Source organism: Brevibacterium sp. LAARM3_SD1 (genome assembly GCF_057364765.1).
Map to the genome: position 1 here is coordinate 129,489 of NZ_JBNFOL010000009.1, position 6,653 is coordinate 136,141.

7 protein-coding genes and 1 tRNA gene are annotated in these 6,653 nt (G+C 65.0%); 2 read left to right on the forward strand and 6 right to left on the reverse strand.

The genetic code is table 11. The features are described 5' to 3' along the window. Positions 1–2: 2 nt before the first annotated feature. Positions 3–722: a rhomboid family intramembrane serine protease gene (locus tag AC2W7L_RS07645; RefSeq protein WP_486003965.1), complete on the forward strand. Its 720-nt coding sequence runs from the start codon at positions 3–5 to the stop codon at positions 720–722. Between the two features lie 41 nt (positions 723–763). On the opposite strand, the gene pth is transcribed toward AC2W7L_RS07645, so the two are convergent. The 6 genes from pth to AC2W7L_RS07675 all read right to left on the reverse strand — a co-directional run bounded on the left by pth (position 764) and on the right by AC2W7L_RS07675 (position 6,148). Further along, complete coding sequence (gene pth / locus AC2W7L_RS07650; RefSeq protein ID WP_101545171.1) at positions 764–1,363, reverse strand: aminoacyl-tRNA hydrolase; 600 nt, start codon at positions 1,361–1,363, stop codon at positions 764–766. Between the two features lie 190 nt (positions 1,364–1,553). Further along, on the reverse strand, positions 1,554–2,195 hold the full coding sequence (locus AC2W7L_RS07655; protein ID WP_486003966.1) for a 50S ribosomal protein L25/general stress protein Ctc: 642 nt from the start codon (positions 2,193–2,195) through the stop codon (positions 1,554–1,556). 149 nt (positions 2,196–2,344) lie between these two features. After that, a complete protein-coding gene (locus AC2W7L_RS07660; protein ID WP_486003967.1) occupies positions 2,345–3,361 on the reverse strand; it encodes an alpha/beta fold hydrolase in 1,017 nt (338 codons plus the stop codon). A 261-nt stretch (positions 3,362–3,622) separates the two neighbouring features. After that, on the reverse strand, positions 3,623–4,594 hold the full coding sequence (locus AC2W7L_RS07665) for a ribose-phosphate diphosphokinase (RefSeq protein ID WP_025777652.1): 972 nt from the start codon (positions 4,592–4,594) through the stop codon (positions 3,623–3,625). Beyond that, positions 4,587–6,044: a bifunctional UDP-N-acetylglucosamine diphosphorylase/glucosamine-1-phosphate N-acetyltransferase GlmU gene (gene glmU / locus AC2W7L_RS07670; protein WP_486003968.1), complete on the reverse strand. Its 1,458-nt coding sequence runs from the start codon at positions 6,042–6,044 to the stop codon at positions 4,587–4,589. Before glmU ends, AC2W7L_RS07665 begins: the two co-directional genes overlap by 8 nt. A gap of 32 nt (positions 6,045–6,076) precedes the next feature. Beyond that, positions 6,077–6,148, reverse strand: a tRNA-Gln gene (locus AC2W7L_RS07675). A gap of 64 nt (positions 6,149–6,212) precedes the next feature. Between AC2W7L_RS07675 and AC2W7L_RS07680 the strand changes: the two genes are divergently transcribed. Beyond that, positions 6,213–6,602 carry a hypothetical protein gene (locus AC2W7L_RS07680; RefSeq protein WP_167194795.1) on the forward strand — a complete coding sequence of 130 codons (390 nt, stop codon included), beginning with the start codon at positions 6,213–6,215 and terminating at the stop codon, positions 6,600–6,602. The last annotated feature ends 51 nt before the right edge of the window (positions 6,603–6,653 follow it).

Genomic DNA, 6,653 nt, shown 5'->3' on the forward strand with positions numbered 1-6,653 from the left:
GCATGAGCTCCGACCACTCCCCCCGTTTCTCCGCCGAGGAATCCCGCCTCCTCTTCGGCCCTGACTCCGCCGACTCCGGATCTCCCCGCTCCGGCCGTTCCGCGAATCCGCCTGTCGCACACCTGAACACCACCGTCGACCGGCCGCATCTGCTCTCCCGGTTCGCTCCGGTGCTGATTCTGCTCGCGGTCATGTGGGTCGTCGAGATCGTCGATGCGATCCTCCCCGCCGACCTCGACTTCTTCAGTCTGCAGTCGTGGAATCCGCTCTCGCTCTACGGCCTGGTGACCTCGCCGCTGCTGCACTCGGGATTCGGCCATCTCCTGGCCAATACCTTCCCGTTCCTCGTCCTCGGCGTCGTCATCGCGTTCGAAGGCAAGCGGCGCTTCTGGACCGTCACGGGCATCACTGCACTGAGCTCCGGGCTCGGCGCGTGGCTGACGACTCTGCCCGGCCAGCACATCGTCGGTGCCTCCGGCATCGTCTTCGGATTCTTCGGCTACCTCGCCCTGCGCACCTGGTTCACCGATGACCTTCTGCGCAAGATCATCTACTTCGCCATCGGCCTGTTCATCTTCGTCACCTACGGTGCATCGATGATCTTCGGCATGCTCCCGCAGACCAACGACATCTCCTGGCAGGGTCACCTGTTCGGATTCGCCGGCGGCATCTTCGCCGCATGGTGGCTGCACCGTCGCCCGGAGAAGCAGAAGACGGCCTGACGCTTTTCAGCGCCTGACGCCTGTCAGCGTCCGAGACCCGATCAGCGCGAGTGGAACTTCTGCTGCATGTCGGTGAGTCCGTTGACGATGAGTTCTTCGACGCCGTCGGCGAGGTCGGAGACGAACATTGGCAGGGTCGTGCGTTCGTCCTTCATGAATGGGCGCAGCACGTAGTCGGCGGTGTCCTGTCGTCCCGGCGGGCGTCCGACTCCCGCTCGGACCCGCAGATAGTCCTTCGTGCCCAGCACTGAGGTCATCGAGCGCAGGCCGTTGTGCCCGCCCTCTCCCCCGCCGAGTTTGGCCTTGATGACGTCGAAGTCGAGATCCACATCGTCGTGGACGGCGATGATCCGGTCGGTATCGATTCCATAGAAGTCGGCCAGTGCGCGCACCGGTCCGCCGGATTCGTTCATATATCCCGTCGAGGTGGCCAGGACCACGCGCGGGCCGGGCAGTCCCGGAACGCTGCCGGTCGACAGCCGCCCGGTTCCGACGTTCGCGCGCAGCTTCGTCCGCGTCAGCGTGGTTCCGATGCGGGAGGCGAGTTCGGCGATGACCATCTGTCCGATGTTGTGCCGGGTCGTTTCGTATTTGGGTCCGGGGTTGCCCAGCCCGAAGACCAACCATGCTTCGTTCGACATTGCCGTCGTTGTCCGTCCTGTCCATGCCCGCGAACCGGGCGGTGATGCTTTTGCTCGCCGGTGGGCGAGACACGTGCCGGGGTTCTCCGCTGTGAAACGAATTCGGTGGGCCGCCCACAACAGGCGACCCACCGAACAGCGTAGTCAGTCAGTGCTCCTCACTGCACCTCAGTGCAGTGAGGAGAGAAGATCACTCCTCTTCGGAAGCCTCTTCTGCACCGGACTCCTCAGCAGACTCTTCCTCGGTCGACTCTTCGGGGTCTTCCTCGGCGTCGGACTCGGTGTCCATCGCGATCTCTTCGGAGACGTTGACGATGAGCTGCTCTTCGTCGGCGATGAGCTCGACGCCTGCAGGCAGCTCGACCTGACCGGCCAGGACGTGCTCGCCGGCGGGGCGGCCTTCGATGGAGACCTCGATGAGCTCGGGCAGCTTGGTCGCATCGGCCTTGACGGCGATGGTCGACTCTTCCTGCGAGACCATGGTGCCGGGAGCGGCTTCTCCGACGACGTGGATCGGAACGTCGACCTCGATCTTCTCGCCGCGCTTGACGACGATGAGGTCGAGGTGCTCGATGTTACGACGGACGGGCTCGATCTGGACGTCACGCGCGATGGCGAGGACGTTCTTCGAACCGTCGGTGCTTTCGATCTCGAGCAGTGCGTTGGCGTGCTTGAGAGCCAACATGGTGGCGTGGCCTTCGAGCGACACGTGCACGGGTTCTCCGCCGTGACCGTAGATGACAGCGGGGATGCGTCCCGCGCGGCGGATGCGGCGCGCTGCGCCCTTGCCGAACTCGTTGCGAGCTTCGGCCAGAAGTTTGAAGTCAGCCATTTTCTCTCCTTCGTGGTGAACTTACCTTCGAGCACCACGGCGAAACAGCCTGAGTACCCACGCGAACCTCGAACCCAGTGGGCTCACGTTCGTGGGACAGGACCGCGTCGATCACGGAGACATCAGTCTCCCTCGCCGAGGCAACCCGACTATTCTACGGCACCGTCCGTTTCGGCACCAATCCGAGAGGTCACGGCCGCGGCACATGCGTCGATTCCGGTCTCGGTGAGGAGGATGTCGTAGTGGTTCGTCCCCGGCACATCGACGATGTCCATCTGCGGCCACTGCCGAGCGAAGTCCTCGGTCAGCTCCGTCGGGTACAGTCCCGGTTCGGCGGCGACGAGGTCGCGTTCGGCGAAGAGGAAGACCACCTCGGACTGGGAGTCGTCGCTGTCCATCACCGTCTCCAGGGCCTCACGATAGTCGGATCCGGTGTACATGTCCGCCGAATCGGCCTGCATCGCCTCGACCGAGGTCGAGGGCTGGAACGAGTGATCGTCCTTGGCCGCCAGATCGTAGACGAAGCTCTCGGTCGCCACGGTGTCGAGGCCGTCGACGAAGGCGGGGTGAGCGGCGAAGAACGCCAAGTACTCCTCGACGCTGCCGAAGGTCATCGACAGCCGCTCGGCGGCCGGGCCGAGGACGGCGGCGATGAGGTCATCGGTGTCGAGGTCCTCGTCGTGAAGGTCATCGACGGGACCGTCTCCATGGGACTGCCCCACGGGCAGGGGAAGTCCCCCGTCGATGAGGACGGGGCCGCGGAATCGCCTGGCCGCCTCGGCGCCGGTATCGATGTTCTGCTCAGCCGCCGTGCCTGCCAGGGTCATGGCGACGAACCCGCCCATGGAATGCCCGACCAGAGTGACCGGGCCCTCCGGGGCGAAGGCGTCGAGAACGGCGGTGACATCCTGTGCGTGGGCGGCCATCCCGAACGGACCGGGCAGGGTGCGGGAGTCGGCGCGTCCGCGCAGGTCGGGGCCGATAATGCGGACCCCGGGGAGGGCGGAGACGAGGCCGGCGAAGAACAGATGGTTGGAGGTGATGCCGTGGATGACGCACACGGTGGGCACGCGTCCGGGGCCGCTGGCCACCGGCTCCCACACTCCCACGGACAGCTGCCCTCCGGGGACGTCCACGCGGTACCGGTTGTAATCGTGTGAGGACATCGTCCCTGATCCCTTCGCTTAGGCGTTGCCTCCAGTGTAGGACCTCACGGCAACCGCGACGATGGGTTCCGGGTGCGGGACCACCGGACTTCCCGGTTCCGGTGCATCGGACTCGCCGGATGCGGGCGAACTCGGTCCGGATACGACGGACCCCCGAGCCGGTGGCCGACGCGGGGTTCCGTCAGTGTCCGCACCCTCGTAGGGGCGGCCGCACTTTCAGACCTTGTGGTCTTAGAGTCTGTGGTCTCAGACCCTGTGGACTCAGACCTCGAAGAGGCTCGTGACCGATCCGTCTTCGAAGACCTCGTGCACCGCACGGGCGATGAGCGGGGCGATGGAGAGCACTGTGAGCTTGTCGAAGATCTTGTCCTCGCTCAGCGGCAGGGTGTTCGTGACGATGACCTCTTCGGCCACGGAGTTCGACAGGCGTTCGACGGCCGGGCCGGAGAACACGGCGTGGGTGGACACGACGATGACGCCCTTGGCGCCGGCAGCCATGCAGGCATCGGCGGCCTGGACGATGGTGCCTCCGGTGTCGATCATGTCGTCGACGAGCACGCAGGTGCGTCCCTCGACCTCACCGACGACGCGGTTGGCCTTGGTCTCGTTCGGTCGGGTGATGTCACGGGTCTTGTGGATGAAGGCCAGCGGCACTCCGCCCAGCGAGTTCGACCAGTTCTCCGCGACCTTGATGCGTCCGGCGTCGGGCGAGACCACGGCGAGGTCGCCGGGGTACTTGTCCTTGACGTAGCCGGCGAGGATCGGCATCGCGATGAGGTGGTCGACGGGGCCGTCGAAGTAACCCTGGATCTGCGCGGTGTGCAGGTCGACGGTGATGATGCGGTCGGCACCGGCGGTCTTGTACAGATCGGCGACGAGGCGGGCGGAGATAGGCTCGCGTCCGCGGTGCTTCTTGTCCTGCCTGGCGTACGGGAAGAACGGTGCGATGACGGTGATGCGCTTGGCCGAAGCCCGCTTGAGGGCGTCGACCATGATCAGCTGCTCCATCAGCCATTCGTTGATGGGAGCGCAGTGGGACTGCAGGACGAAGACGTCGCTGCCGCGCACTGACTCGGAGTAGCGGACGTAGATCTCACCGTTCGCGAAGTTGTAGATGTCGGTGGGGAGGAGTTCGGTCCCCAGGTTCTCCGCGACTTGTTCGGCGAGTTCGGGATTCGCCCGACCGCTGACCAGGACGAGCTTCTTATCGCCCGCCGTCGTTATCTCATTCACTGATCCGTTCCCCTTCGGATGCGTTTTCGGCTGCCTGCGCTGCAGGCGTGCCGGGACGGTTTGTCTGGACCCAGCCCTCCAGGTTGCGCTGCGGTGCCACCGAAATGGCCAGCGCTCCTGCAGGGACATCCTTGCGCACCGTCGTGCTTGCACCCGAATAGGCGCCGTCGCCCACGGTGACAGGGGCGACATACATATTGTCCGAACCCATGCGTGCATGCTTGCCGATGACGGTGCGGTGCTTGTTGACGCCGTCGTAGTTGACGAACACCGAGGCGGCTCCGATGTTCGAGCCCTCCCCGATCTCGGCATCGCCGACATAGGAGAGGTGGGGCACCTTCGCACCCGTGCCGATATCGGCGTTCTTGGTCTCCACGAAGGTGCCGATCTTTCCGGATTCGCCGAGCTTGGTGCCCGGGCGCAGGTAGGCGAACGGTCCGACTGAGGCGTTCGGACCGACGACGGCGAGTTCGCCGTGGGTGCGCACGACCTTGGCACCCTCCCCCACCTCGGTGTCCTTCAGCGTGGTGTCGGGACCGACGGTGGCACCGGCAGCGATGTCGGTGGCGCCCAGCAGCTGGGTGCCCGGGAGGATCGTCGCATCGGCGGCGATGGAGACGTCGACGTCGATCCATGTGGTGTCGGGGTCGATGATGGAGACTCCGGCGCGCATGAACTTCTCGCACTGGCGACGGTTGAGCTCCTTGCCGAGGTTCGCCAGCTGCACGCGGTCGTTCGCCCCTTCGACCTGCCACAGGTCGTCGGTGGCGGTGGCGGCGACGGAGCGGCCGGCCTCCCGGGAGTGGCCGATGACGTCGGTGAGGTACTTCTCGCCCTGCGCGTTGTCAGTGGTCAGAGAGGCCAGGCCTTCCCTGAGCGCGGAGGCGTCGAAGGCGTAGATGCCGGAGTTGATCTCACGGACGGCCCGCTCGGTCTCGTTCGCGTCCTTCTGCTCGACGATGCGCAGCAGGGAGCCGGCTTCGTCGCGGATGATGCGGCCGTACCCGGTCGGGTCGTCCACCTCGGCGGACAGGACGGTGACGGCGTTGGCGTTGGATTCGTGGATTTCGACGAGGCCCGTGATCGTCTCGGTGGTCAGCAGCGGCACATCGCCGTAGGTGACGACGACGGTTCCGGTGAGGTCCTCGGGCAGCTGAGTCAGCGCGCATTCGGTGGCGCTTCCGGTGCCCGGAACTTCGTCCTGGTCGGCGATGAGCAGGGTCCGCTGGGAGGACACGGGAAGGGAGTCGAGGTGGGCGACGAGCTGATCGCGTTCGTGGCGGACGACGACGACGAGATGTTCGGGAGAGGTTCCGGCCGCTGCTGCGACGGAGTGATGAAGCAGGGAGCGTCCGCCGATGGGATGCATCACCTTGGGAAGAGCCGACTTCATTCGAGTGCCTTGGCCCGCTGCCAGGACGATGACGGCGGTCGGATGAGTCTGCGACATAGTTGAATCCTTCGCATGTCGGGTTGGGCCAGCTCCGCCCATAGGATTCGAACCTATACTGCACGGCTCCAAAGGCCGGCGTGCTGCCATTACACCAGGGCGGAACAGCGTGCACCAGTAGAGGGGCCCGCGCTCACGAGACACCATCATGCCACTACGATTAACTGTATGGAAATTCTACGCGAGATTCTTCTGACCCTGCATCTGCTGGGTATGGCGATCATTGTCGGCGGCTATTTCACCGTCATCCGCTCCCCCAAGGTGATGCCCGGAATGCTGCACGGGTCCTATCTGCAGCTGGTCACCGGCCTGCTGCTCGTGGGTCTGGCCGAGATGGGCGATGGCGACGTCAACCATATGAAGATCGGCATCAAGCTGGTCGTGGCGATCCTCGTCACGGTCTTCGCCTTCATCGGGAACAAGAAGCAGAAGGCCTTCGCCGCTGCTGCCCCTGCCGAGGGCGGCGCCACAGCGACGAAGAACCCGTCGGCGACCATGGCTCACCTCGTCGTCATCTTCGCGGTGATCAACGTCATCGTGGCCGTCTTCATCCACTGACCCACTAATTACTACCTGACGGCGGCTCAGCAACCTCGCGCGAGGTTGCTG

Excerpts from the sequence above, each read along its gene's own strand:
- AC2W7L_RS07645 (WP_486003965.1), top strand. The coding sequence starts at position 3 with ATGAGCTCCGACCACTCCCCCCGTTTCTCCGCCGAGGAATCCCGCCTC.
- pth (WP_101545171.1), bottom strand. The coding sequence starts at position 1,363 with ATGTCGAACGAAGCATGGTTGGTCTTCGGGCTGGGCAACCCCGGACCC.
- AC2W7L_RS07655 (WP_486003966.1), bottom strand. The coding sequence starts at position 2,195 with ATGGCTGACTTCAAACTTCTGGCCGAAGCTCGCAACGAGTTCGGCAAG.
- AC2W7L_RS07660 (WP_486003967.1), bottom strand. The coding sequence starts at position 3,361 with ATGTCCTCACACGATTACAACCGGTACCGCGTGGACGTCCCCGGAGGG.
- glmU (WP_486003968.1), bottom strand. The coding sequence starts at position 6,044 with ATGTCGCAGACTCATCCGACCGCCGTCATCGTCCTGGCAGCGGGCCAA.
- AC2W7L_RS07680 (WP_167194795.1), top strand. The coding sequence starts at position 6,213 with ATGGAAATTCTACGCGAGATTCTTCTGACCCTGCATCTGCTGGGTATG.